The sequence below is a fragment of the Colwellia sp. SU-HH01217 genome (genome assembly GCF_057543495.1).
This window is the reverse complement of record NZ_BAAJLX010000011.1, coordinates 63344-89734: the sequence shown is the minus strand read 5'-3', so window position 1 is coordinate 89734 and position 26391 is coordinate 63344. Positions and strand designations below refer to the sequence as shown.

Below are 26391 nucleotides of genomic sequence, written 5' to 3'. Positions count from 1 at the left end.
GATTAAAGCTGAATTTGTCCATCAAATACATGTACTGCAGGGCCTGACATTTTTACTGGATTGCCGGGGCCTTTCCAATAAATTCTCAATTGTCCGCCAGGTAATTCAACAGTTACTTGTTTCGCTAATTTCTTTTGCATTTGGCCAATAACCACTGCGGCACAAGCGCCACTGCCACAAGCTAAGGTTTCTGCAGCACCACGCTCATAAACTCTAAGTTTAATGGCCTCTGGCGAAACAACCTCCATAAAGCCAACATTAGCCTGTTTAGGAAAACGTTCATGATGAGAAAGTTCGTAGCCTAATGTTTCAACTGGCGCTTCGCTAACAGAGTCGACAGTAATGACACAATGTGGATTTCCCATAGAAACCACACCACAAAGGACAGTTTCAGCTTCGCTGCGTAAAATGTAAGTGCCTTCTACCTTTTGCGCGTTAAAAGGGACTTGCTTAGGCTCAAAGCGAGGTACTGGCATGTTCACAGATACATTACCGTCACGTTCAATAAATAACGTCATCTTGCCCGATTGGGTAGAGACTTTTATTTTATTTTTATTAATAAGGCCTTTCATACGCACAAAACGGGCAAAACAGCGTGCGCCATTACCGCATTGCGCCACTTCACTACCGTCAGCGTTAAAAATACGATAATGAAAATCTAAATCGGGATCGTACGGAGGCTCAACAATTAACAATTGGTCAAAGCCAATACCAAAATTACGATCGGCAAGCTTTTTAATTTGCTCGGTAGACAAATAAACGCTCTGGGTCACATTATCAATAACCATAAAGTCATTGCCCAAGCCATGCATTTTAGAAAAGTTTACTAACATTTATTCATCTTCTTATTAAAAAACGAAAACCAACACCTTACGGTAATAATGTTTCACCCTGCCATAACTGCTCAATGGTTTCTCTTTGGCGCACAATATGAGTTTGCCCACCATCAACCATAACTTCAACAGCACGAGGGCGGCTGTTGTAATTTGAGCTCATGGTAAAACCATAAGCTCCAGAAGAACGAACAGCGAGTAAATCGCCTGGTTTTATTGCCAATTCACGTTCTTTACCTAAAAAGTCGCCTGTTTCACACACAGGGCCAACAACATCATATTGTTTAACAGGCACGTCGTCACGCTGCTCTACAGGGATAATTGCTTGCCACGCTTGATAAAGTGCCGGCCGAATTAAGTCATTCATGGCCGCATCAACAATCGCAAAGTTTCTGTCTTCGTTTTCTTTTAAAAATTCGACTTCGGTTACTAAGATGCCAGCATTCGCCATTATTGCTCTACCGGGTTCATAAATAAGTTTAAGATCATAACCCGTTAATTTATCAGCCAGCGCTTTGGCGTATTGTTCAGGATGCGGTGGATTTTCCGCTTGATAACATACACCTAATCCGCCACCAACATCTAAGTGAGATAACTTAATACCTTTAGCGGCTAAATTATCAACCAAAAGTAATACTCGATCTAAAGCATCTAAAAATGGCGTTAACTCGGTTAATTGTGAACCAATATGACAATCAACTCCTTTCACGGCTAAGTGGGATAAGCTCGCTGCGTATTGATAAATCGCTTCAGCGTCGTCAATGGCAACACCAAACTTATTCTCTTTTAAACCAGTAGATATATAAGGATGCGTACCGGCGTCAACATCTGGATTAACCCTTAATGATATAGGCGCAATTTTATCCATCGACTTGGCCACATCATTAATTCTGGCTAATTCAGGGGCAGATTCAACATTAAAACAGTAAATTCCTTGCTCTAAAGCAAAGGCGATTTCAGAAGACTTTTTACCAACCCCAGAAAAAACAACTTTACTTGGATCGCCTCCAGCAGCTAAAACACGAGATAACTCACCTTGAGAAACAATGTCAAAGCCTGAACCTAAGCGCGCCATAACATTTAATACCGCTAAGTTACTGTTTGCTTTCACTGCATAACAGATAAGATGATCTTGTTCAGACGCAGCGTCATTAAAGGCATGCCAATGACGTTCTATGGTTGCTCTTGAGTATAAATATAATGGGGTGCCGTATTGCTTCGCAATTGCTGACACTTGGCAATTTTCAGCAAATAATGAACCCTCTTTTTGATTAAAAAAATCCACTATTCTATCTCCTGCTTATCTGAGCTGTGTGCTTCAGTTGTTTTGTTATCAATTTTATCTTCACTTTGCTCTGTTTGCTTTGTATCTTCTTCAGGTATAATTCCTTCACCCTTTACCGACTCAGGTGATTGATACAAATCGGCTTTTAAACCACAACCCGCCAATGCGATAAGTGAAAAAAAGCAGCAAGAAATTAAAAGTTTTTTATGTTGTAAATTCATTTGTTGAGTTTTAAGCCATGAAAGTCGTTTAAATCAATTTTTTTATCAACCAAAGTCACGCTGAAAGTGATTTTTTCTAAGGTGATTGGTATTATACTCACATGCTTATCATCAATTACAGCCATTAATAACGCTATAGCTAAATAAAAATGTAAATAGCCAGTTATTAACAAAGGAAGTGCAATGAACGACAGCCAATATAATGCCTTATCTGACGAGTTAATTTTAGCCGTTGAAGAAGCTATTGAAGAATGTGGAACGGATATAGACTTTGAAGGCGCTAGCGGAATTTTAACGCTTACCTTTCTCAATAAAACCAAAATCATTATCAACAAGCAAGCACCTTTACACCAAGTGTGGGTGGCAACTAAATTTAATGGTCATCACTTCGCATTTGAAAACGACCAATGGATAGACAATCGTGGTGGTGGCGAGTTTTGGCAATTTCTTTCTGATGCAGTGTCAAAACAAGCAGATACCCCTATCAACTTATCAGCACAATAATCCCTATTTAGGACTGACAAATGACCAATAAAATCGTCCGCATTGCTACACGTAAAAGTGCGTTAGCAATGTGGCAAGCAGAGTATGTTAAAGCTCAACTAGAACATTTTCATCGCGATGTTACCGTTGAACTTATCCCAATGACCACCAAAGGCGATGTCATCTTAGATACGCCTTTAGCCAAAGTGGGCGGTAAAGGCTTGTTTGTTAAAGAGCTTGAAGTAGCAATTTTAGAAAATCGTGCCGATATCGCCGTTCATTCGATGAAAGATGTGCCGGTAGATTTTCCTGATGGCTTAGGGCTAGAAGTAATTTGTCCTAGAGAAGATCCACGCGATGCTTTTGTTTCAAATAACTTTGATAGTATTGATGCACTGCCACAAGGCGCTATTGTGGGTACTTCAAGTTTACGCCGTCAATGTCAAATTAAAGCGTCTCGTCCAGATCTAGATATTCGAGATTTACGAGGTAACGTTAATACCCGTTTAAGAAAATTAGATGATGGTGAATACGACGCCATTATTTTAGCGGCTGCCGGTATGATTAGGCTAAGAATGCCTGAGCGAATTCGTCAATTTATTGAACCTGAAGTTATGTTGCCAGCTAACGGGCAAGGCGCAGTAGGTATTGAATGTCGCACCGATGATCAAACCATTAAGGCGTTACTTGCTCCATTAGAAGATACCAATACTCGTATTCGCGTTCTTGCCGAGCGTGCCATGAATAGAGCATTGGAAGGTGGCTGCCAAGTCCCCATTGGTGCTTATGCAGTGATTGAAGACAACGAAATTTACTTACGAGGCTTAGTCGGTGCTGTTGATGGCAGTAAAATCATACAAAGCGATATTCGAGGCACCCTCGAACAAGGTGAAAGCATAGGAAATAGTCTTGCTCAAACTTTATTGTCGCAAGGCGCCGACGTGATTTTAAAACAGGTTTATGCCGATCAACAATAATCGTCAACATGTGCTAATTACTCGTCCTGAAGAAAAAGGCCGACAATTAGCACACCAACTAGAAACAATTGGTATCTCAGCCAGTTGCCAGTCCTTTTTTGACTATCAACAAATCGTCAGTCAACAAGCTATCAGCACCAGTTTAAAAATAAATTCACCGGATATTATTATTTTTATTAGTAGTGCAGCGGTTAACTTCGCTAACCAAGCACTACCAATAAAAACGTGGGCAAAGCTTACTAGCGATAAAAACATTCAGTTTTTCACTGTCGGTCAAGCAACAAAAAAGGCTCTAGAGGTATGCGATATTCGCTCTGTTATTTGCCCTGAACTACACACCAGTGAAGGGTTACTTCGCTTAGATGCTCTGTCGAGTGTTTTCAATAAAAATATTCTTATTGTCCGTGGCGATGGGGGCAGAGAGCATTTATACACTGAACTTAGTGAACGTGGCGCCAAAGTAAACTATCTTGAAAGTTACCAACGTGTATGGCGAACATTTTCTGATAATATGGTGAAACAATGGCAAGCAGCAAAAATAAGCGCTATCGTAATTACTAGTAACGCTTTATTACAAAGAATTGTAGACATAATAACGGCTTTTCTTGATACTTTAACACAGGAAGAAAAGTTGCCTTTTACTCACTGGTTAACTACTTGTACTTGGGTAGTGGCCAGCGAACGTATTGCAAATAATGCACAAGCGCTTGGCTTACGCAACGTTATTAATGCTAACGGGGCTAACGATCAAGCAATTATTAAGGTATTAACTTAAACTTTTCGAGCATTCAATATGTCAATTACGGAATAAGATCATGACAGACAAAAAAACATCACAAGAAAATGATCACGCTAACTCTCCTGAGAAAAAGTCGGCCTCTGCGACATCGACACCTCCTAAAATTAGTGAGTCTAAAGCAACCTCTACGCCCGCCAGCGTAAAAAACAACCGTAAAGAGATAAAAACAACCGAAAGCAAAAGTAAACTGTCAAAGGTTGGCTTACTCGCTTTGCTTTTAGCATTAGCTGCTATTGGCGTTGCTGCTGCCAGTTTTTATTGGCTAAACCAACAACGCCTTGCATTAGCTAATGAATTAACGACTTCAAGCCAACGTGACAATTTAGCAACCCAGCAAAGCGTCACTCAACAACTTAATCAACAGCAAAGTCAGTTTTCAGCTCAGTTACAGCAAGTAGAAGCGAAAGTTAAAGCCGATAGCAATAAAAAATTAGAACAGTTAGAAAATGCAGTTGCCCGACTTGAACAAAACAAACCCAGTGACTGGCTTATTCATGAAGCGGAATACTTGATCCGAATCGCCGCCAGAACCATGTGGTTAGAACGTGATACTCGGGCATCAATAAACCTATTAAAAGATGCTGATAGCCGATTAGCAGAACTTAATAGCCCTAACTTTTTACCTGTTAGAAAACTCATTCATCAAGATATTGAAGCACTGCAACTTATGCCGGTTCTACCAATCGAAAATATCGTGCTTTCATTAATGGCTTTAGATAAACAGTTAACCGATTTACCTTTGGTGATGGAGCAAGTCAATAAAGACAAGGACACGGCGGATTTAGCACTTACAAGTGATGTAAACGATTGGCAAGACAACCTAGCCAAAACTTGGCGAAACTTTTTAGACACCTTTGTTGTTATTCATATTCGTGACGGCAGTGCTAAGCCTTTGTTATCGCCACAATATCAACAAAATTTAAAAGAAAATCTTAGCTTGAAATTACAACAAGCTCAATGGGCAGCAAGAGAAGGTAAGAGTCAGCTCTATCTTAAATCTCTTGAGGATATTCAAGCTTGGTTATCTAATTATTTTGATATGCAAGATACCCGTAACCAAGAATTTTTAGTACGTATTAAACAATTGAAGAAGGAACTTGTGAGTTTCGATTACCCAAGTACCTTATCGTCACTTTCTGCGCTACACAATATTCTTGACGATCGACCTATCTTCAATAACACCTCGTTCAAACCTCTTGTCGATCCAGTTAAGCCATCGAGTGATGAGCAAGAAAAAGCACAAGATGAAGAAGATAAAACATCACCCTCTAAGCTGACTTTAGAAGAGCAAATTCAAAAGGAAAAAGCGATTCAAAAAGAAGCAGACAGAAAAGCAAAAGCCATTGAGGAAGCTAAAAAATCAGCTAAACCTGATGAAAGCGAGGAGCAATTATGATCCGCTTTATTGGCATTATCGTACTCTTTTTACTGGTAGTTGCCTTAACACCAATGCTGATCAGCGAACCTGGTTATATCGCCATCGCAATGAAGGGTAAAGTTATTGAGTTAACAGTTTATACCGCTATTTTCTGGTTTATTGTCATACTGTTAATCACTTTACTGGCCTTAAAAATGTTACGTGGTGGCTATCGATTCGGCTTTGGTGGTTGGCGAAAAATTGCTTTTGCCAGTCATCGACGAGCAGTTAAAGACTTTAATAAAGGCGTTTCTGCTTATGTGTTAAAAGATTATCAACAAGCTGAGCATTTATTAGCAAAAAGTGCAGAACCTGCACATCAGCAGCATACCGCTTACTTACTGGCTGCTTCAGCTGCCGAACAGCAAGGGTTGCGCCCTAATACTCAACACTATTTAACCTTACTTGAAGAGTTTACTGCCGATCAAAATCACATGAAAATTGCGGGTCTAGAGTCGATAATTGTTAAAGTTCGCTTGTTTATGAGTCATCAAGAATATGACAAAGCACGCTTAATTTTAGATAAGTACCATAAGCAACTTGGTCATGATATTCGATTACTACAGCTAGAGATTGACTTATGTTTAATTGAACAGCGTTATGAAGGGGCAATACAACACTTAACCTCGGCAAGAAAAAACAAAAATGTTAACCAAGCGCAGTTAGCAACGAGTGAAAATACCGCTTTTAGTGGCATGTTTAGCCAGTTACTGCGTGAGCGCGACCAAAAAGCTTTATCGGCGTACTGGCAAAGCTTACCGAAAAAAATAAAACAACGTGAGGCTGTTTTATTTGCTTATTGCCGCATCTTAGCGCAAAACAATATTATTGCGCCTTTAGAAGAATTATTGTTACCTTCACTTAAAAAAGAAGCGAGTGATGATTTTATACATCAACTGGTGAGTCTTCCCTTAGAGCAAACAGCCAATAAAGCAGAAAGCTTAATTGCGGCGGTTCAAAAGCACCTACATAAAGATCAACAAAGTGTTAAGTGGTTATCTTGCTTAGGTCATTTAGCGCTAGCGAGCGGCCAGTGGCAAATGAGTGAAAAAGCGTTTTACACCTTATTTAATATTGAAGAGTATTCAATCAACTTGCGTGACGCTAAGGCTTGTTCATCAGCACTAAATGAACAAGGCAAGCATGAACAAGCTTTTAACTTACTGAAAAAAGCTATTACCTAAAAAAATTCCCGCTCAATGGCGGGAATTTAAGCTAAGAGTTAAGCAGAGAAACTTAGATATAAGCAAAGGCATCAGCGTACATATGTTCTAATAATGCGCCTTTTTCAACAAAATCACCTCTGACTAAACCAACCATTTCAAAACGACCAGCAAGATAAATATCATAAGGAGCTAAATTGGCAATATCAGCCATTACTGCTTGATGCACAAGGCCTGTTCTTCCTTGCCAAGTTTCATCAGGCTGTTCTACCACAGGTATAAAACTCGCATTAGGCATTTGCGCGACCATAGTTGCTGTTTCATGTAACTCGTAACATGCGCTTGGTTCACGAAGTCCCCAATAAACGACAACTTCGCGAGTGCTCTTTTGTTCAGCAAGGTGTTCAAACATTGATTTTATATAAGAAAAACCTGTACCGCCGGCCATTAATAACAATGGGCGTTCACTGTCGGTGCGCAATTGTGCATTGCCTAAAGGAATTTCGATCGTTACGCTATCATTAGACTTTATTTTCTCGATAACCTGCATTGGATAACTGTCTGCGCCAAAAGCACCGATTTGCAATTCAATAAATTCAGCACTTGGCGCACTGGCAATTGAAAACGGACGTTTATCTTCATCGCTCATGACAAAATTTAAATATTGTCCGGGAATAAAATCGACAGGTTGCTCAGGCTTTAACAATACCTTATACACATGTGTTGTGAGTGAAGTAATTGAGTGAACCTGACAATTAATAACTTTCATTTTTTTTAACCTATTCTATTACAGTACTGCCCAACAGTGATTAACAAAACCATTGAACGGTGTTAATTATTCGAAAATCCCAAGCTCATCCCATAACTGATCGACTTGCGTTTTCACTTCATCGGTCATTGTTATAGGCTCACCCCATTCTCGGTCCGTTTCGCCAGGCCATTTATTGGTGGCATCTAATCCCATTTTTGATCCTAAACCTGAAACTGGTGAAGCAAAGTCTAAGTAATCAATCGGAGTATTCTCTATTAATACCGTGTCACGACTGGGATCCATTCGAGTAGTCATTGCCCAAATAACATCTTCCCAACTTCGGGCATTAACATCATCATCGCAAACAATAACAAACTTGGTATACATAAATTGACGTAAGAATGACCAAACCCCCATCATCACACGCTTGGCGTGTCCTGCGTATTGTTTTTTAATCGTGACTACCGCTAACCGGTATGAGCAACCTTCAGGTGGCAGATAAAAGTCTTGAATCTCTGGAAATTGCTTTTGTAAAATTGGTACAAAGACTTCATTAAGTGCGACACCTAAAATAGCAGGCTCATCAGGTGGACGACCTGTGTATGTACTGTGATAAATAGGCTTTTCACGCTGAGTTATATGAGTCACGGTAAAAACAGGGAAGTCGTCTACTTCATTATAATATCCGGTATGATCGCCATAAGGACCTTCTGGCGCTGTTTCGTTAGGATCTAAATAGCCTTCTAAAACAATTTCGGCTGACGCAGGCACTTCTAAATCATTACTGATACATTTAACGACTTCTGTTTTACTACCACGCAATAATCCTGCAAAGGCATATTCAGATAAAGTATCAGGGACTGGAGTCACTGCACCTAAAATAGTCGCAGGATCAGCGCCTAAAGCAACTGACACAGGGTAGTTTTCACCAGGATTCGACTTCTTAAATTCTTGAAAATCTAAAGCGCCACCACGATGTGATAACCAGCGCATGATCACTTTATTTTTACCTAATAATTGCTGACGATAAATCCCCAAATTTTGTCGTTCTTTATGTGGTCCTCTGGTGACTGTAAGTCCCCAAGTGATCAACGGAGCAACATCTCCTGGCCAACATGTTTGAATAGGGTATTGCGTTAGATCTACCTCATCGCCACTAAAAACTTGTTGCTGACACGCCGCTTTTTTTAAAACTTTCGTCGGCATATTAAGCACTTGTTTATAAATGGGTATTTTACCAATCGCGTCTCGAAAGCCCGTTGGTGGCTCAGGCTCTTTTAGCATAGCCAATAGTTTACCAACATCACGCAGCGCGCTTACGTCTTCTTGCCCCATTGCTAAGGCAACACGCTCTGGCGTACCAAACAAATTTGTAAGTACCGGAACAGAGCTTTCAACACCGTTTTTATCTATAGGGCGTTCAAACAATAGCGCAGGACCTTTAGCACGCAAAGTACGATCACTAATCTCTGTCATTGTTAGCTCTGTAGAAATAGGTTGGCTAATGCGTTTTAGCTGCCCTATTTTTTCTAATTGAGCGATAAAGTCTCTTAAATCACTATATTTCATAACGGCACTTTTCTTACTTAGGATAGCAACCAGATTAATGTCACAGTTAAGTCATTAATATGTCTGTTATTAAAAAACAAAAACCAGTCGCAAAGACTGGTTTCTTTCGATCATTGGTAATGACTATTTACGTTTCATAGAATCAAAAAATTCATCGTTGGTTTTAGTCATCGCGAGTTTATCAATTAAGAACTCAATAGCGGAAACTTCATCCATTTCGTGAACAATTTTACGTAAAATCCACATTTTTTGTAATTCATCAGGCTTAGTGATTAGTTCTTCACGACGTGTACCACTGCGATTAATGTGAATAGCAGGGAACACACGTTTTTCAGAAACTTTACGCGACAGGTGTAATTCCATGTTACCTGTACCTTTAAATTCTTCGTAGATAACTTCATCCATTTTAGAACCAGTTTCAACTAATGCTGTAGCGATAATCGTTAAACTACCACCTTCTTCAATATTACGAGCAGCACCAAAGAAACGCTTTGGACGATGTAGGGCATTCGCATCAACACCACCGGTAAGAATTTTACCTGACGAAGGAATAACCGTATTGTATGCACGAGCTAAACGAGTGATTGAATCGAGTAAGATAACGACATCTTTTTTGTGTTCTACTAAACGTTTTGCTTTTTCGATAACCATTTCAGCTACCTGAACATGGCGATTAGCGGGCTCGTCAAATGTTGAAGCGATAACTTCACCTTTAACCAAACGACGCATTTCTGTTACTTCTTCTGGTCGCTCATCAATAAGCAATACCATTAACTCTGCATCAGGGTGATTATAAGCAATACTTTGCGCGATATTTTGTAGTAATAATGTTTTACCTGCTTTTGGCGGAGCAACAATTAACCCACGCTGACCTTTACCAATTGGTGAGGCTAAATCGAGTACTCGGGCAGTAATGTCTTCTGTTGAACCATTACCACGTTCCATAGTAAGTCGTTCAAGCGGATGAATAGGTGTGAGGTTTTCAAATAAGATTTTATTACGGGCATTTTCTGGACGGTCAAAGTTAACTTCTGCAACTTTCAATAAAGCAAAATAGCGTTCACCGTCTTTAGGTGGGCGTATCTTACCTTGAATGGTATCACCAGTGCGCATACTAAAGCGTCTTATTTGGCTAGGTGATACGTAAATATCATCAGGACCTGCTAAATAGGATGAATCGGATGAACGTAAAAAGCCAAAGCCATCTTGGAGTATTTCTAGGACTCCACTGCCAAAAATATCTTCACCGCTTTTTGCGTGTGCTTTTAAGATAGCAAAGATAATGTCTTGTTTACGAGTTCTAGCGAGATGATCTAGCTTCATTGATTCGGCTAGCTTTACTAAGTCGCTAATGGATTTTTCTTTCAGTTCGGTAAGATTCATAGTGAGGTTCTTTAACATGTTTTATCTGTTTTTCGTTGTATTTGTCTGATGACAAAGTACTAACTTAGGAATAGGGATGTTGATGTGTCTTAATTTGTATTTTCTTTGAGAAGTTAAATTTAGCACTAATTAGTGGTGTCGTAAAGTAAGGCGTTTGCATTAATCGCACAAAAAAGGCTCAAATTAACCATTTGAGCCTTTTATTTTTAATATTTAACAAAAAATTTATAGGTTTTTATCTAAAAATTCTTTCAATTGTGTTTTTGATAAAGCGCCCACTTTAGTGTCTGCTAAAGTGCCGTCTTTAAATAATAATAACGTTGGGATACCACGAACACCGTATTTAGGTGGAGTACCTTCGTTTTGATCAATATTTAATTTACCAACAGTCACTTGGTCTTGATATTCTTCAGCAATATCATCTAATATCGGTGCAATCATTTTACATGGTCCACACCATTCTGCCCAAAAATCGACTAAAACTAGGCCTGATGCATTTAGAACATCAGCTTCAAAACTGTCATCCGTAAGCTGAATAATTTTATCGCTCATTATATTCTCCGTTGATGTAGGCATAATTGCCTAAATTAGTTAATTTAATGCGAAGTATAACCGCATCATCATTTATTCGATACCGTTTTTTACTTATACCTGTTAAGCTAGCGTCCATGAAAAAAACACACTTAACAGAAATAAAATTCGCTGATCTTAATCTTGCTCCGCAAGTAGTGACCGGATTAGAAGCCATGGGCTTTCAACATTGCACGTCGATACAGGCGAAATCTTTACCGATACTTTTAAAAGGTACCGATATTGCTGGTCAAGCTCAAACAGGTGAAGGTAAAACTATCGCTTTTTTAGCTGCCACATTTCACCAATTACTGCAAAAACCTCAACCAGATCATAACCAACCTCGCGCCTTAATAATGGCACCAACTCGTGAACTTGCTATACAAATCCATCGTGATGCTATTGAAATGGCTAAAAGCACAGGATTACGTCTTGGTGTAGTTTATGGGGGCGAAGGTTATGAAAGTCAACGCCAAGAACTAGAAAGTGGTGTAGATATTTTAATTGGTACATGTGGCCGATTAATCGATTATTTAAAACAAGGAATATACAACCTTAATCACATTGAAGCTATTGTATTAGATGAAGCCGATCGCATGTTCGATTTAGGCTTTATTAAAGACATACGTTATATGTTTAGAAAAATGCCACCAGCGACAGAGCGCTTAAGCATGCTATTTTCAGCAACGCTATCATTTCGCGTTAAAGAGTTGGCATTCGAGCACATGAATGAACCAGAAAGCGTAGAAGTTGCTCCTGAGCAAAAAACAAACAATCGTATTTCAGAAGAGTTATTCTATCCTTCAAATGAAGATAAAATGGCTTTATTACAAACACTTATTGAAGAAGAATGGCCTGATAAAGCGATTATCTTTGCTAATACAAAGCATATTTGTGAAAAAGTACACGATCACTTAGCCGCCGATAATATTCGAGTTGGCTTATTAACGGGTGATGTTGTTCAAAAGAAACGGTTAAAAATATTAGAAGACTTTACCAAGGGTAATCTTGATGTTTTAGTGGCGACTGATGTTGCTGCACGTGGTTTACATATAGACAGTGTCTCTCATGTATTTAACTATGATTTACCTGATGATTGTGAAGATTATGTTCACCGTATTGGTCGCACTGGCCGTGCTGGTGCGACGGGTCACGCCATTAGTTTTGCCTGTGAAGATTCAGCCCTTAACTTGCCAGACATTGAAGCGTATATCGAACATCAATTACCGGTAACTAAATACGATCCAGATGCGTTATTGACAGATTTACCACGACCAAAACCAAGACAGCGACGCCCTAGAGCACACGGTAATCGCCAAGGTAATGGCAATCAAAACCGTAATCGTAGTGGTGGCGGCAATTATCGTGGCCGTAAGTCTTAGGCTTTATTAATGGAAAAAAACGTTATTGACAGTAAAGACGCTGTTTCAGAATTACCGCTATTTGCCGTGATAGATTTAGGTTCAAATAGCTTTCATATGCTGATTACACGTTTATTAGAAGATAGCGTACAAGTAGTCGATAAGGTCAAACGTAAAGTACGTTTGGCCTCTGGCCTAAATGAAGACAACCAGTTAAATGATGATGCCATTGCCCGTGGTTTAGAGTGTTTAAGTTTTTTTGCTGAACGCCTGCAAGATATCCCCGAACAAAACATTCGTATTGTAGCCACTGCCACCCTAAGAATTGCCACAAACGCCGACGATTTTTTAAAACAAGCTAAAAAAGTACTCGGTAGAAACATATCTGTACTAACTGGCGAGCAAGAAGCTCAGCAAATCTACTTAGGCGTCGCTCATACCTCTTGCAGTGTTGATCATCGTTTAGTGTTAGATATTGGTGGTGCCAGCACTGAAATAATTGTCGGTAATTGCTTTGACGCAAAAATTGTGACTAGTTTAAATATCGGATGTGTTACGTTTAAAAAACAGTTCTTTGCCGATTTAACACCTCGCCAAGAAAATTTTACTCGTGCTATCGCAGCAGCTAAAGAACAAATATCCCCTTTAATCAATGCTTATCAAACAATTGGTTGGCAAGCCGTCCTTGGCGGCTCTGGTACCATGCAAGCATTAGCTGAAATTTTGCAAGCGCAGCACAAGCCAGCCATTATTACTGCCGACTTTTTACAAAGTATATATCAAGAGCTTATCGCCTTTGAGCACTTTGATGACATTGTTATTCATGGACTAACCACTGATCGAATACCTGTATTCGCTAGTGGCTTAGCTATATTGATAGCGCTTTTTGACTGTTTTTCAATCAAATCACTACAACTGTCTAGTGGCGCATTACGTGAAGGTTTACTCTACGAAATGCTGCCCAATATGCGACAATTAAGTATAAGACAACGCACCATTGCGTCTTTAGTTGAGCGTTTTCATATAGATCAACAACATGCAAAACGTATTACCGCACAAGTCGTTAATTTATTTGACCAATTATCTCTTTCAACAAAGCTAGAAAAAGATAATGGGTATAAGCTACTAATAGCAAGTTGTGCCTTGCTTGAAGTCGGTTTATTACTCGAATATAAGCAGCATCGAAAACATGGGGCTTATATTATTAAAAATGCGGATTTACCGGGTTTTAACCAAACAGAAAGGCAAGTTCTCGCCGCTTTTGTGCAATTATATAAAGGCGATATCAATTTAACATTATTGCAAGAACAAACGGCCGTAGAATTACAAACAGCGAAATACTTACTCACTATTTTACGGTTAGCTGTCATTCTTTGCCATCGACGCAAAGACGATGTTTTGCCTTGCTATCAAATCGAACTCGAAAATAATCAGTTATTATTAACCTTACCGAACACTTGGCTAACGACTCACCCATTAATTGTTGATGAATTAAAACAAGAAAATTTACATTTGAAGAAATTAGGTTTTTCTTTAGTCATCAGTACTTTCACGTTAAGTTAACCCCCTCATTTAGTCGTAATCTAAGTAACCTGAGCTCGGTTTAACAAATAGTTCTCTAGCAGCTATTTTTCCTTACTTCTTCGTTAAATTTCTTGCAATAGGCCAGCTATTGTCGCGAAATTTGCCTTGAATTAAGAAAAACTATCAAGCTAGAGTGGAGTAAAATAATTATTTACCTATTTTTCAAACTGTTAACCATCTCTTAAACCGAGTTCAGGTTAAGTAAAAATTTAGGCATAAAAAAACACTGCTGAGTCATTCAAGCAGTGTTTAAAATATAGCCCTTAAAGCGCTGAATTTATAAAGCTTTATACCTACGAGTTAATAGCGCCATTATCGCTAAAGCAAATAATGCGATTGACGTTGGTTCAGGTATTTGGCCATCAGGCTCATAGTTAAATACAACATCTTCACCATCGAAAAGCTCCCATACCTGCCACCACGTTACTTCACTATATGGACCTATAACATTATTATCAGCTGCCGATGACTCAAGCGTATAAGAGATTGAAAATACATCTATCATTGTTAATCCTGAAAAATCAATAGAATCAGGGCCTAAATGAACACAAGATTGATATGGGACACTATAAGTATTAGTTAATACGTTGCTACCATTTAAATTGGCGTTATAGCTACCACTACTTGAGCGTGCACCACAAGAAAATGAGTCTTGAAAACCTAAATTCACATTACCTTCAATACCAACAGATGAGAAATCCCAGTAAGAGTTATGACCTTCTGCGGTATAAGTAAGGTTAAGCGTGTCGCCCACCATTAATTCTGTACCAAAAAGCGAAGGGCCATTAATCAAAGTTAGAGTACTACCGTCATACTGGTAGTCAATATCTATAATGTTTGCATTCGAGAATGCTGTAAATAATACGGCAAATAAACCGAAAACACTGTTAAATTTATTCATTTACACGTCCTAATAAAACGGCTAATTAGATATTAGACAATAGTGCAATAAATGCACCAACAAATTATTAACCAATAAAATCAAAAGGATATGTTTTATTCAAATAGGCGGATATTGATTAATGTAAAGTATATTGACATATTGCCCTACGACTTATTCATTTATCACTTTTTCGCACCGCAACAAAGGTATACAATATCCACAAATATTGAGATTCGTATGTTTATTTATCAGTACCTAGGAAATTGAATGAAAGCTATCAATGCGATTGCAGAGCGTTACGTCAAGTTATCATTAAGAATCGGACAACATAGTGAATATTATGTTGACGCCTATTATGGTCCAAATGAATGGCGTCCTAAGGGTGGAGAGATCTCATTAACACAATTAAAAAATGAAGCACTGGAGCTTATCCATCAAGCAAAGCTGATAACATTTACTGAGAAAAGTGATCAGCAAGCTCGATTAGCTTACTTATTTGCTCATTTAGAATCATCATTAGCTTATATCAATCAATTACTGGGCGTAAAACTGAGTTTTACCGATGAATGTAAAGCTTTATACGACGCCCAACCACCGAAATATGATGAACAACATTTTGACAAAATACTCTTCCAGCTTGACCGGCTAATTCCAGGAGAAGGGAATTTAACTCAGCGGTTTATTGATTATCGTAAAGACTTTATTATTCCTGTGGACAAACTCGACAGTGTCTTTTCTGTCGCCATTAATGAGGCGAGAAAACGTACTCTCCAATATATAGACATTCCGAATGATGAAAACTTTGCAGTTGAGCTTGTTAACGATCAAATATGGAGCGCCTATAATTGGTATAAAGGTAATAGTTACAGCTTAATTCAGCTCAATACGGATTTTCCAATTTACATTGAGCGAGTCATCGATTTAGCCGCCCATGAAGGCTATCCCGGTCATCATATTTTTAATGCTCAAATGGAAAAACACTTAGTGAACGCTAAAGGCTGGATGGAGTATTCTATTTATAATTTATTTAGTCCAACCTCTTTATTAGCTGAGGGCAGTGCTAACTACGGCATTGAAGTCACATTTCCATGGCAAGAACGCATTGCGTTTGAACGTGACGTACTGTTCCCACTGGCTGGAATAGATCCCGAAAAGAGTGAGCGGTATTATCAAATTCAATCGGTATTACATCAATTATCTTATGTCGATAATATGGTCGCCCAGCGCTTTATCGATGGCAATATTAACGAATCACAAGCTATAGCCTTATTAATGAAATATACCTTAAGCAGCGAAGAGCGATCTAAACAACGTTTAGCTTTTTACCAACACAATCGCTCTTATGTTATCACCTACAACTACGGGCAAGACTTAGTACAGGATTACTTAGCTACTTTGGTTAATGATGATAGTAAAGCGGAATTATGGCGTGTTTTTGCTGACTTACTGGCGTTACCTAAAACTGCATCGATGATGCAAACACATAAGTAAATTACGCAGAAGGGGCACATTTTAAGCCCCTTTTTTAGTGATGTGTTAGCTTTGCTCTTCTTTTAACCACTGAGCAACCTGCTTAGCAAAATAAGTTAATATACCGTCAGCACCTGCACGCTTAAACGCTAATAAACCTTCCATCACACACGGCTTTTCAGCTAACCACCCATTGTTAATGGCAGCCATATGCATGGCATACTCGCCACTTACTTGATACGCATAAGTAGGCACTTTAAAGGTATCTTTAACGCGACGAACAATATCTAAATAAGGCATACCAGGTTTTACCATAACCATATCTGCACCTTCGGCAATGTCTTGAGCCACCTCATGTAAAGCTTCATCACTATTGGCAGGATCCATTTGATAAGTGTGTTTGTTACCACCTTTAATATTACCTGCAGAGCCGACTGCGTCTCGAAATGGACCATAATAGTTAGACGCATACTTTGCTGAATACGCTAAGATTTTTGTATTAACAAAGCCATTAGACTCGAGTGCTTCTCGAATAGCGCCTACACGGCCGTCCATCATATCTGATGGTGCTACAATATCTGCGCCAGCTTGAGCATGTGAGAGTGCCTGCTTAACCAATATGTCTTTAGTGACATCGTTGACAACATAACCTTCTGGGCCGGCTTTATCCTTGTCACACTCACTTAAAATACCGTCTTGCCCATGCGTAGTAAATGGATCTAATGCAACATCAGTTATTACGGCTAATTGTGGGAATTTCGACTTTAACGCGCGAACTGCTCGCTGAGCTAACCCTTCAGGATTATAGGCTTCTTCCGCCATTAATGATTTTTTATCACTCGGTGTTACAGGAAAAATAGCAATAGCAGGGATACGTAGATCGACTAACTCTTGAGCTTCTTCTAGCAACAAGTCAATGCTTTTTCTTTCAACTCCAGGCATTGAAGCAATCGACTCTCTTTGATTCTCACCTTCTAGCACAAAGACAGGATAAATAAGATCATTAACCGTTAGTTGGTGTTCAGCCATTAATCGACGAGTAAAATCATCTTTGCGCATACGACGCATTCTACGTGCAGGATATTGCCCAAAAGTATTGTCAGTAGACATAATGTGATTCCTAAAGTGTAATTTTTAAAAAGATGGTAATTATAGGGTTAAGGGAACTGATGAACCTTCGTTTGATTTCGTCCACTCTCTTTGGCTTTATAAAGCGCTTTGTCAGCGCCTTCGAATAATTGCTCCGGCATAATATCGCCTTGTTGCAAATAAGTCGCCACCCCAGAGCTAATCGTTAGCTTAATTGATAAATCGTGATACAGACAAGGTTCATTGCTAACATCCATTCTAAGCTTTTCTGCTAACGCTAATGCGCCCGCAGAATCAGTATCAGGCAAAATTAGACAAAACTCTTCACCTCCATAACGACAGCCTAAATCTGCTGTTCGTTTTAAACGTGTTTTTATTGCTTTTCCTAACCAAGCTAGGCATTGGTCACCTGCTAAATGGCCGTAAGTATCATTAACAGCTTTAAAGTGATCAATATCAATAAGTACTAAACTTAATGGTGTTAAATTTCGTTTACTCCGACGATATTCTGCCTTTATTTTTTGATCGTAAAAGCGTCGGTTATAAAGTCCTGTTAAGTCGTCCTGAGTATTTTTAAGTTCAAGCTCTCGGTTAGAGCTTTCTAACTCTTGCAATGCAATATGAAGTTCTAAAGTGCGCTCTTGTACATGTGCTTCTAATTCTTCTTGATTATCTTGATGTAGAGCGAGTAACTCGTCATTCGCTTTTTTTGCGCTGATAGCACTCGCTAGCGTCTGTTCTTGCAGCTCGGTTTGCGACTGTAGTCGAATAAACAAGTACTTACTGGCTAGAAATAACACCAAAAGAGCGTTTGACCAGAAAAATAGCCCAGTTAAAACAATGTCATGATCAAGGTATATTAAATGACTTAGCGGAAGTCTTGTGATGTTCGTCACTAATGCAAAAGTTTCAATCACCAAGGTGATAATTAATACAATAGCTAAAGGCTGGCGTGCTTTTAATAGCATAATGCCTAAAGCGATTAAGAACAGATATATTAGACATTGAATCGATAAACTGACAACCAAACTAACTTGAACACCAAAAAACAAGCTAAACAAAGTGATACAAATTGATGCCCAACTAAAGTGTTTAATTCGTTGGTAAAACAGTGAATATTTATTTTTAATATTGAAAACATCAAGAATAAAATAAACCATAAATATCAAGGCAATGACAGGTAATAAAGCTAAGCAGGTCGCTCGAAACTCATCAGTATTAAAAAACAAGTAAAGCGTACTTTCTTGTAATATTATTAATAGTAATAAGGCTCGACTCATAAAATAGCCGAACAAAAACAATGCACTTTTATTAAGGCTATTAGCAAATATAACTAACATAACCAAGGCTAATAAGGTTAAACCGCCAACAATAAAGCCATGATAATACTGAGTATAATGACTACTGTCTGAATGAATATCAGGATCAATAATCGATATTTCTTCAACAGCCCTCTTAATAGAACCTTGAGGATTAACTATTGAGGGGGCTATTGTTTGAGTATCTGCAATAGCTGAATAACTCGTGAACTGAAAAGTAAAGAGTAAAAGAAAGTAAGCTAGCCAAGTTAAGCGCTTAAAATAACACATAGTTAGCCCTCTCGATTCTCATCAATTGACTGACCAATAGTATATTGACTAGCACAATGATTTAAACCAAATACCTGTCTTGCATTGAGGCTTGTTTGTTCAATAATTTGTTCTGAGCAGACCCCTGTAATTTCAGTTAATGCTTTAACAACATATGACAAATAAGCAGGTTCATTTCTGCTACTCTTGGGTTTAGGCCTGATTGTCCTTGGCGTAAGGTAGGGCGCATCAGTCTCAATGAGCAATCGTTCAAGTGGGATATGTTGAACAATCTCTCTTAAGGTTTGTCCTCTTCTTTCATCGCATAACCACCCTGTAATACCAATATACATATTTGCCGCCAAACAAGTGCTAAGCTCTTGTTTGTTGCCTGTAAAACAATGTGTAACCATTGCTGGCACTTTATCGATAAAAGGAGTGAGTTGAGCTAACCAAGGGTCAAAAGCATCTCGTTGATGTAAAAACAGGGGCATCTGTAATTCAGCGGCTAATGCTATTTGTTGTTGAAATACCTTAACTTGTTGCTGTGGCGCAGAGAAGTTGCGATTAAAGTCTAACCCACATTCACCAATCGCTTTAACGTGCTCAAATTGTGCTAAAGTCGTTAATTGTTCAAGATAATTATCGCTAACATTGTCAGCATCGTGAGGATGAACACCTGCGGTACAAGCGAGATATTTTGGGTATTGTTGGCATAAACCGAGAGCTTTACGACTTTCCTCTACATTGGTACCTGTGACCAATAAAGCACTGACACCTTTATTTTTAGCACGTTCTATAACTTCAGCCCGATCTTTATCGAATCTTTTATTAGTTAAATTAACGCCTATATCAATCAAAATCTGACTATCTATTTTTTTCGCTTTACGCGAATGGAGCGATTACTATCCACTTTATTTAAATAAATTGCAGTAGCAAAACCAAGCTTTATATTAACCGTGTCACCACTTTTCAGTTTTATAGATTTACTGTCGGTTTGATACCACACTTGTCCATTTTCAAAAGTAATTTGAAGTTTACCAAAATTTGATTTTTTAACCGTTTTAACAACAAATGTAACTTGTTCAAGCTTATCTTTTTCTTCTTCCTTTAGGTTTTCACCACCAAATTCTGCGATTTTATCTGCTGTGGGAGTAACACTTTCACTTGCTTTAGCATTAGCAACACTGTTTTTAACCGTTGGGACTTCAACTGCAGCTTTAATAGTGCTTGTTGTCGCTTTAGTTTTCGGTGTTGTAGCCAAAGCATCAAAACAAGCTAATCTTTGTGAATCACCACTTATTTTGACACAGTCTTTAAATTTTTCATTAAAGGCCTTTGCGTTCACTTGAGATACACACAACAAGACCAATACAACTAAATAACTTAATTTACTTCTCATTTGAGACACCTTTAGTGGCAATTTCATGCTCTTCATCGACACTTTTTTTAGTATAAAACGAAGCGAAAATTACACCCACTTCGAAGAGTAATAACATGGGAACCGCTAACATAGTTTGTGAAATAACATCAGGAGGCGTTAGTAACATTCCGATAAAAAAAGCGCCAACAATAATGTAAGGCCTTTTTTTACGTAAGCTGTCGACATCTGTCACACCAGTCCAACACAACAGTATAATAACAACTGGAATTTCAAATGCGGCACCGAAAGCAAAAAATAGTTTTAAAACAAAATCAAGGTAGCTACTAATATCCGTTGCAATCGTAACACCTTCAGGTGCAACTGAATTAAAAAAAGCAAAAACTACAGGGAAAACCACATAATAAGCAAAAGCAATTCCACCATAAAATAAAACGGTACTGCCGACCATAAGCGGAATAACTAACCGTTTTTCATTTCGATATAACCCTGGAGCAATAAATGACCACACCTGGAATAAAATAAACGGCATGGCAATAAACATTGATAAGACAATAGTTAACTTAAAGGGCGCAAAAAAAGGAGAGGCAACATCAGTTGCAATCATTTGCGTGCCTTCTGGCATTGTCGATAACAACGGTAGCGCTAAATATTGATAAATATCTTGCGCAAAGTAGGCTAACGAACAAAAAACGATTAATACACCCAATACCGAGCGCAATAACCTTGTGCGTAACTCCAGTAAGTGATCAAATAAGGTGTGGTTAGCTTGGGCTTTTTCACTCATGAATTTGGCTTCTGTTCTTCTTTGGCAGGAGATTGCTCTTTAACACTATCTGCTAAAGGATTAGTTAAAGCCTCTTTAGCTGAAGAGTTTTCATATGGGCGCGTCACCATTTCAGCAGCTTCTTTAAGCGACTGTAACGACTCTGCGACTTCAGGGCTGAGGTTTTTTAAGTCATTTTGTTCTGCTTTTTTTAAATTTTCATGAAGCTCGTTAATGCGCAACTCTTCTTTTAGCTCAGTTTTAACCCCTTCACTAAATTTTTTAGCACTTGAAATCCAACCTCTGACGGATCGAATAGCAACAGGCAATCGTTCAGGGCCTAAAACTAATAAGCCGAGAATGCCAATCAGCATTAACTCCCAAAAGCCCATATCAAACATAAACTATGCCTGATCCTTTTCTTTAGTATCTTGTTTTACGTCTCGATTATCAGCGGACTTATCGTCAAGTGTTTCTGCAGTTTTTTCTTTATCTTCACTTACAGCAGACTTGAACCCTTTAATCGCTGATCCTAAATCACCGCCTAAATTACGTAACTTTTTAGTACCAAATAACAGCACTACAATAACGGCAAGAATTAGTAGTTGCCAAACGCCCATATTACCCATGAATATACTCCTCTTATCGAATTATCTTGATTATAGAGTTTTCATAAAAAAAAGCATCTATAGAATGCTTAATTAATGAGATAAAACAAATTTTAGCTCATTCGAGCGATTCAAAACCCAAAAAAACGGCAGAATACTCTGCCGCTTTATTATCGATTCTTCAGATCTGCTGAACTTTTAAAAAAGTATCAAAAATGACTCAATGTTCAACACGACCTAGCACCCATATTAAAACTTGTATGACGTGCTAACAAAGAATGTACGACCTACTACATCATAGATATTTGGTACGGTATTCATGTCGTTACCATCTGGCACTTCTTCAGGCTCTGTATCAAAAATGTTTTTAATACCACCTGTAACTTGCCAGTCGCTATTTATGTAATAAGAGCTAGAAAGATTATGATAAATAACATTATCTGTTGAGTATTCATCTCCCCACGCATTACCGTCCATACCTTGAATAAATTGTGCGGTGTAAAGCACGCTTGCATCTTCGGTGATATCTGCGTACACAGATAAGTTAGACTTTAATTGAGAGTAGCCACCCATGTTACCATCAATGGTACCTTCATAACTTACACCGTCTTCTTCAAAATCAAGTAAGTAAGTTGTATCAAGCGACACTTTAAATAGATCATGCGTGTAATTAATATTCCAATCAACACCTGAGGTGTTTTGTTGACCAATATTAGTTAACGTTGAAGTCATGTGAGATAAGTCACCCGCTTGAGTGATGTTGATTGTGTCACAAGCAAGTTGATCACCATCAAAACACTGGTTCATCTCACTTTGTACATTAACACGACTGATAGCATTGGTAATATCAAACTTCCAGTAATCAAGTGTTGTTGACACACCTTCTGTAACTTCCCAAACAGCACCAACAGTAAAAGATTCACTCTCTTCAGGTTTTAAGTTTGGATCACTCGTGTAATTAACTAGAATTTGTGGATCTTCTTCATTTCCCCATGGATCTTCTAAATAATCGAATGAACCTGAGTTACCACCGTATAACTCACTTACACTTGGCGCTCTAAACCCTGTTGCCGCTACACTTCGTAACATAAAGCTGTCGGTAAAGTTATAAGTTGCACCTATTTTCCAAGTGGCTGCGCCACCGAAAGTAGAGTAATCATCGTAACGAGTAGCACCTTCAACCGTAAATTTGTCGGTTACTGGTACTGACACTTCTGCATAAATTGATTGAACTGAGTAATTGCCGTCAGTTGGATCTTGTTGCGCAGCAGTACTTTCCCCTGCTTGCGTGATTAAATCAGGCGTGTAATAACCGCTTTCAAAACGAGATTCAACACCAAACGCATAACCGATATCATTTTCACTAACACCGTTGTAGCCTGCCGCCAAAGTAAACTGTTCGTTGCCGCCTTCGTTGGTTTCTGTATACATAACACTTTGTGAGGTTAGAAAAGCATTATTAATACCTGTATTAGTAAACCATTGATCTTGATGGCTATAAATACTTTGCTCCATATTGCCAGCATGAATAGAGTTTTCTACTTTGTCTTTTGAGTCATTACGGCCATAAGTTGCAGAAATGTCCCACTGGTCATCATTGTCAAGGTAGCCTGACAAAGCAACAGATGCTCTATAAGTATTAGTTTCTTGATCGTAGATACGTGGACCAGCATCTGTCATACGACGTTTGTATTGTAATTCTTCTGGTAAGTTACCGTCAGCATCAATAAATTGAGAGGAATATTTATCTTCAATACACTGACCATTATTTGCACCGCCCGGCTGACATACATCTAGCATTATATCAGCAGGTTGCGGTGCCATTTGCTGATTTGACTCACGTCGAGTGTACATTAAGTCGACACTTAAATCGGTATCTGAAGCTATTTCTTTATTAAAGCTGCTGAACAAGCTGAATAATTCATTCGGTGTTTGTGCGTAGCTGTCTGTAGTGTAATCATATGAAGTATCGCGAGGTTTGAAGCCACCATTACCATCAGGCGTTAGCCCTCCTAGCGTGCCTTCAGGAATAAATGAAGACTCACCCGGTGGTACAAAATCACGATCAGATTGAATTATCTCACCACGGTTAGAGTACTGTAAACCAACAACTAAGTTACCACCTACAACTTCACTACCATTTAAGATGCTAAAACCACCGCTTTCGCCATCACCTTTATCAGTGATGCTGCCGTCAGCAGTTACTTCGGTGCCTGAGAAGTCTTTTTTAGTAATAATGTTAACCACACCGGCAATAGCGTCAGAACCATATACCGCAGAAGCGCCATCTTTTAACACTTCAATTGATTGAATCATTGATACAGGGATAGTGTTTAAGTCAACTGAAGAGTCTGCCCCTGTACCTGAAGCCACCATACGACGGCCATTTAATAACACTAAAGTACGGCTTACGCCCATACCACGCAAGTTAACTGTAGCAGAACCACCTGAACCATTATTGGTTGTGGCACCTAAACTCATACCTGCAGTTGCAGGTTGCATTGATAAAACTTCTTGTACTGATGTGTAGCCACTTTTGCTAATAAAGTCTGATGAAATAACAGTAACAGGGCTAGCTGTTTCTATATCAGTACGATTAATACGTGAACCTGTGATCGCAATTCGCTCGATTGCTTGAGCGCCATCTTCCTCTGCAAAAGCAAAAGCAGATGGACTCGCAGCAGCAACTGCACCTAACATGATCGCACGGCGAACGGCACAACTAATTTTAGTTGTAGAACTCATAATTTTCTCCGATGTGTCTTGACGAATAAATGAAATTGTTTTTATTGAAAGGCTGTATAAAAGCCGTGCCTGCATCCTGCTATATCAAAGAAGAAAATGGCGTAATACTTTGTTTGTATATTGTTATTTGTATTACCAAACTGTTACTTTGTGTAACTTTAGCTTGTTTTTAATACAGTATTTTTGCTCGGTGTATAATATATACTCTAAGTGTTCATTATAAAAAGTAGGGTTTAGATGAAAATATAAACACCTTATATTGAAAGCCTTTATATTCTCGTTAATGTCGCTACTTAAATTGTGCTAGGTTTACCAGTAACAACCTCAAATTTCAGGCATAAAAAAACCGACTTTCGTCGGTTTCTTAATAAATTTATTTAACAATAAGTACGCTATTAAAATGCCATTGTGTTTTTCAGTTTACTTAATGCATTTTTTTCTAGTTGTCTAACACGCTCTGCAGATATGTCGTATTTGTCGGCCAACTCTTGTAAAGTTGATTTACTATCAACTAACCAACGAGTACGAATAATATCTTGGCTACGTTCATCAAGCGTTACTAATGCATTAGATAAACGTTGGTTAGAATGATCTTCCCAGTTGTCTTCTTCAACAATTGTTGCTAACTCAGAAGATTTATCTTCTAAAAACTGTGCCGGAGAAAAAGTGCCCGCATCAATACCTGCATCATCATCAGATGACAATTCAAATGCTTGGTCTTGGCTACTCATGCGAGTCTCCATTTCTAAAACATCTTTGGTACTTACACCTAATGTGTCAGCAACAGTGCTAACTTCTTCATCACTAAACCAACCTAAACGTTTTTTATTTTTACGTAAGTTAAAAAATAATTTACGTTGTGCTTTAGTGGTAGCAACCTTAACAATGCGCCAGTTACGTAATACATACTCGTGTATTTCTGCTTTAATCCAATGAACAGCAAAAGACACTAAACGTACGCCAACTTCAGGGTTGAAGCGTTTTACTGCCTTCATCAAACCCACGTTACCTTCTTGTACTAAATCTGCTTGTGGTAAACCATAGCCTGAATAGCCTTTTGCAACATGAATGACAAATCTAAGATGTGACATAATTAACTCTTGTGCCGCATTTAAATCGTTTTCGTTATAAAGACGAGTAGCCAGTTCATGTTCACGCTCAGCGGTAAGTACAGGAATGCTATATGCTGATTGCATATAAGATTCGATACTGCCACTTTTAGGTAAAGTTAGCGCCATTGACTGTGTAGAATTACTCATTTTAAATCTCCTGTTCTATCTCGCTATGATAACACATTTTTCCTGTGCTCGCGAGCGATAAGCGAACCACATTAACCTACCAGATAGGTTAAGACAACAGTATATTTCAAATTTAATATTAAACTTGTATGAAATTGTAACAGCAGTAATCGCCATCCATTTAAAAAAGTCATTTATGCTAAGAAGATCAATAACAAAGCAAATAACATAAATGTACCGCTCTATT

General features: G+C 38.5%; 25 protein-coding genes. 8 read left to right on the top strand and 17 right to left on the bottom strand.

Annotated elements, in window-relative coordinates; genetic code table 11:
* Window positions 1-2: 2 nt before the first annotated feature.
* The 3 genes from dapF to AC27G3_RS13490 are packed head-to-tail and all read right to left on the bottom strand — an operon-like array spanning window position 3 to window position 2339.
* Complete coding sequence (dapF, locus tag AC27G3_RS13500; protein WP_487122373.1) at window positions 3-833, bottom strand: diaminopimelate epimerase; 831 nt, start codon at window positions 831-833, stop codon at window positions 3-5.
* Window positions 834-870: 37 nt separating this feature from the next.
* A complete protein-coding gene (gene lysA, locus AC27G3_RS13495; protein WP_487122371.1) occupies window positions 871-2118 on the bottom strand; it encodes a diaminopimelate decarboxylase in 1248 nt (415 codons plus the stop codon).
* Complete coding sequence (locus AC27G3_RS13490) at window positions 2118-2339, bottom strand: lipoprotein (RefSeq protein WP_487122369.1); 222 nt, start codon at window positions 2337-2339, stop codon at window positions 2118-2120. Before AC27G3_RS13490 ends, lysA begins: the two co-directional genes overlap by 1 nt.
* A 183-nt stretch (window positions 2340-2522) precedes the next feature.
* On the opposite strand from AC27G3_RS13490, the gene cyaY reads away from it, so the two are divergent.
* From cyaY to AC27G3_RS13465, 5 genes are read left to right on the top strand one after another with little or no spacing between them, the layout of a single operon-like run.
* Window positions 2523-2843 carry an iron donor protein CyaY gene (gene cyaY / locus AC27G3_RS13485; protein WP_487122367.1) on the top strand — a complete coding sequence of 107 codons (321 nt, stop codon included), beginning with the start codon at window positions 2523-2525 and terminating at the stop codon, window positions 2841-2843.
* A 20-nt stretch (window positions 2844-2863) separates the two neighbouring features.
* On the top strand, window positions 2864-3799 hold the full coding sequence (gene hemC, locus AC27G3_RS13480) for a hydroxymethylbilane synthase (RefSeq protein WP_487122365.1): 936 nt from the start codon (window positions 2864-2866) through the stop codon (window positions 3797-3799).
* Window positions 3783-4574, top strand: a complete 792-nt coding sequence (locus AC27G3_RS13475) for a uroporphyrinogen-III synthase (RefSeq protein WP_487122363.1) — start codon at window positions 3783-3785, stop codon at window positions 4572-4574. Before hemC ends, AC27G3_RS13475 begins: the two co-directional genes overlap by 17 nt.
* A gap of 40 nt (window positions 4575-4614) precedes the next feature.
* Window positions 4615-5994, top strand: a complete 1380-nt coding sequence (locus AC27G3_RS13470) for a uroporphyrinogen-III C-methyltransferase (RefSeq protein WP_487122361.1) — start codon at window positions 4615-4617, stop codon at window positions 5992-5994.
* Complete coding sequence (locus AC27G3_RS13465; protein WP_487122359.1) at window positions 5991-7199, top strand: heme biosynthesis HemY N-terminal domain-containing protein; 1209 nt, start codon at window positions 5991-5993, stop codon at window positions 7197-7199. The genes AC27G3_RS13470 and AC27G3_RS13465 overlap by 4 nt, the downstream gene beginning before the upstream one ends.
* 52 nt (window positions 7200-7251) lie before the next feature.
* Here AC27G3_RS13465 and fre read toward each other — a convergent pair whose 3' ends face one another.
* From fre to trxA, 4 genes are all read right to left on the bottom strand, one after another.
* A complete protein-coding gene (gene fre / locus AC27G3_RS13460; protein ID WP_487122357.1) occupies window positions 7252-7947 on the bottom strand; it encodes an NAD(P)H-flavin reductase in 696 nt (231 codons plus the stop codon).
* Window positions 7948-8013: 66 nt separating this feature from the next.
* Window positions 8014-9498: a 4-hydroxy-3-polyprenylbenzoate decarboxylase gene (gene ubiD / locus AC27G3_RS13455; RefSeq protein ID WP_487122355.1), complete on the bottom strand. Its 1485-nt coding sequence runs from the start codon at window positions 9496-9498 to the stop codon at window positions 8014-8016.
* A gap of 123 nt (window positions 9499-9621) precedes the next feature.
* A complete protein-coding gene (gene rho / locus AC27G3_RS13450) occupies window positions 9622-10881 on the bottom strand; it encodes a transcription termination factor Rho (RefSeq protein ID WP_487122353.1) in 1260 nt (419 codons plus the stop codon).
* 225 nt (window positions 10882-11106) lie between these two features.
* The gene (trxA, locus tag AC27G3_RS13445; protein ID WP_487122351.1) at window positions 11107-11433 is read right to left on the bottom strand and encodes a thioredoxin TrxA; all 327 of its coding nucleotides are present in this window, start codon (window positions 11431-11433) and stop codon (window positions 11107-11109) included.
* A gap of 116 nt (window positions 11434-11549) precedes the next feature.
* Here trxA and rhlB point away from each other — a divergent pair, with 116 nt between their 5' ends.
* Complete coding sequence (gene rhlB / locus AC27G3_RS13440) at window positions 11550-12833, top strand: ATP-dependent RNA helicase RhlB (protein ID WP_487122349.1); 1284 nt, start codon at window positions 11550-11552, stop codon at window positions 12831-12833.
* A 9-nt stretch (window positions 12834-12842) separates the two neighbouring features.
* The gene (locus tag AC27G3_RS13435) at window positions 12843-14375 is read left to right on the top strand and encodes a Ppx/GppA phosphatase family protein (protein WP_487122347.1); all 1533 of its coding nucleotides are present in this window, start codon (window positions 12843-12845) and stop codon (window positions 14373-14375) included.
* A 298-nt stretch (window positions 14376-14673) separates the two neighbouring features.
* Here AC27G3_RS13435 and AC27G3_RS13430 read toward each other — a convergent pair whose 3' ends face one another.
* Window positions 14674-15297 (bottom strand): PEP-CTERM sorting domain-containing protein, encoded by a 624-nt coding sequence (locus AC27G3_RS13430; RefSeq protein WP_487122345.1) that lies wholly within the window; start codon window positions 15295-15297, stop codon window positions 14674-14676.
* Between the two features lie 249 nt (window positions 15298-15546).
* Between AC27G3_RS13430 and AC27G3_RS13425 the strand changes: the two genes are divergently transcribed.
* Window positions 15547-16770, top strand: coding sequence for a hypothetical protein (locus AC27G3_RS13425; RefSeq protein WP_487122343.1), 1224 nt, complete (start codon window positions 15547-15549; stop codon window positions 16768-16770).
* Window positions 16771-16815: 45 nt separating this feature from the next.
* Here the strand turns inward: AC27G3_RS13425 and hemB are convergent, their stop codons facing one another.
* The 9 genes from hemB to rpoH all read right to left on the bottom strand — a co-directional run bounded on the left by hemB (window position 16816) and on the right by rpoH (window position 26165).
* Complete coding sequence (gene hemB / locus AC27G3_RS13420) at window positions 16816-17859, bottom strand: porphobilinogen synthase (protein ID WP_487122342.1); 1044 nt, start codon at window positions 17857-17859, stop codon at window positions 16816-16818.
* A gap of 47 nt (window positions 17860-17906) precedes the next feature.
* Window positions 17907-19427: a sensor domain-containing diguanylate cyclase gene (locus AC27G3_RS13415; protein ID WP_487122341.1), complete on the bottom strand. Its 1521-nt coding sequence runs from the start codon at window positions 19425-19427 to the stop codon at window positions 17907-17909.
* Between the two features lie 2 nt (window positions 19428-19429).
* Complete coding sequence (locus tag AC27G3_RS13410) at window positions 19430-20266, bottom strand: TatD family hydrolase (RefSeq protein ID WP_487122339.1); 837 nt, start codon at window positions 20264-20266, stop codon at window positions 19430-19432.
* Window positions 20267-20277: 11 nt separating this feature from the next.
* Entirely contained in the window at window positions 20278-20808 is a 531-nt protein-coding gene (locus AC27G3_RS13405) for a hypothetical protein (RefSeq protein ID WP_487122338.1), read from the bottom strand.
* Window positions 20798-21574 (bottom strand): twin-arginine translocase subunit TatC, encoded by a 777-nt coding sequence (tatC, locus tag AC27G3_RS13400; protein WP_487122336.1) that lies wholly within the window; start codon window positions 21572-21574, stop codon window positions 20798-20800. Before tatC ends, AC27G3_RS13405 begins: the two co-directional genes overlap by 11 nt.
* Window positions 21571-21954, bottom strand: a complete 384-nt coding sequence (gene tatB, locus AC27G3_RS13395; protein WP_487122334.1) for a Sec-independent protein translocase protein TatB — start codon at window positions 21952-21954, stop codon at window positions 21571-21573. The genes tatC and tatB overlap by 4 nt, the downstream gene beginning before the upstream one ends.
* A 3-nt stretch (window positions 21955-21957) precedes the next feature.
* The gene (gene tatA / locus AC27G3_RS13390; protein ID WP_487122333.1) at window positions 21958-22182 is read right to left on the bottom strand and encodes a twin-arginine translocase TatA/TatE family subunit; all 225 of its coding nucleotides are present in this window, start codon (window positions 22180-22182) and stop codon (window positions 21958-21960) included.
* A gap of 228 nt (window positions 22183-22410) precedes the next feature.
* Entirely contained in the window at window positions 22411-24906 is a 2496-nt protein-coding gene (locus AC27G3_RS13385) for a TonB-dependent receptor plug domain-containing protein (RefSeq protein ID WP_487122331.1), read from the bottom strand.
* 395 nt (window positions 24907-25301) lie between these two features.
* Complete coding sequence (gene rpoH / locus AC27G3_RS13380) at window positions 25302-26165, bottom strand: RNA polymerase sigma factor RpoH (protein WP_487122329.1); 864 nt, start codon at window positions 26163-26165, stop codon at window positions 25302-25304.
* Window positions 26166-26391: the final 226 nt, after the last annotated feature.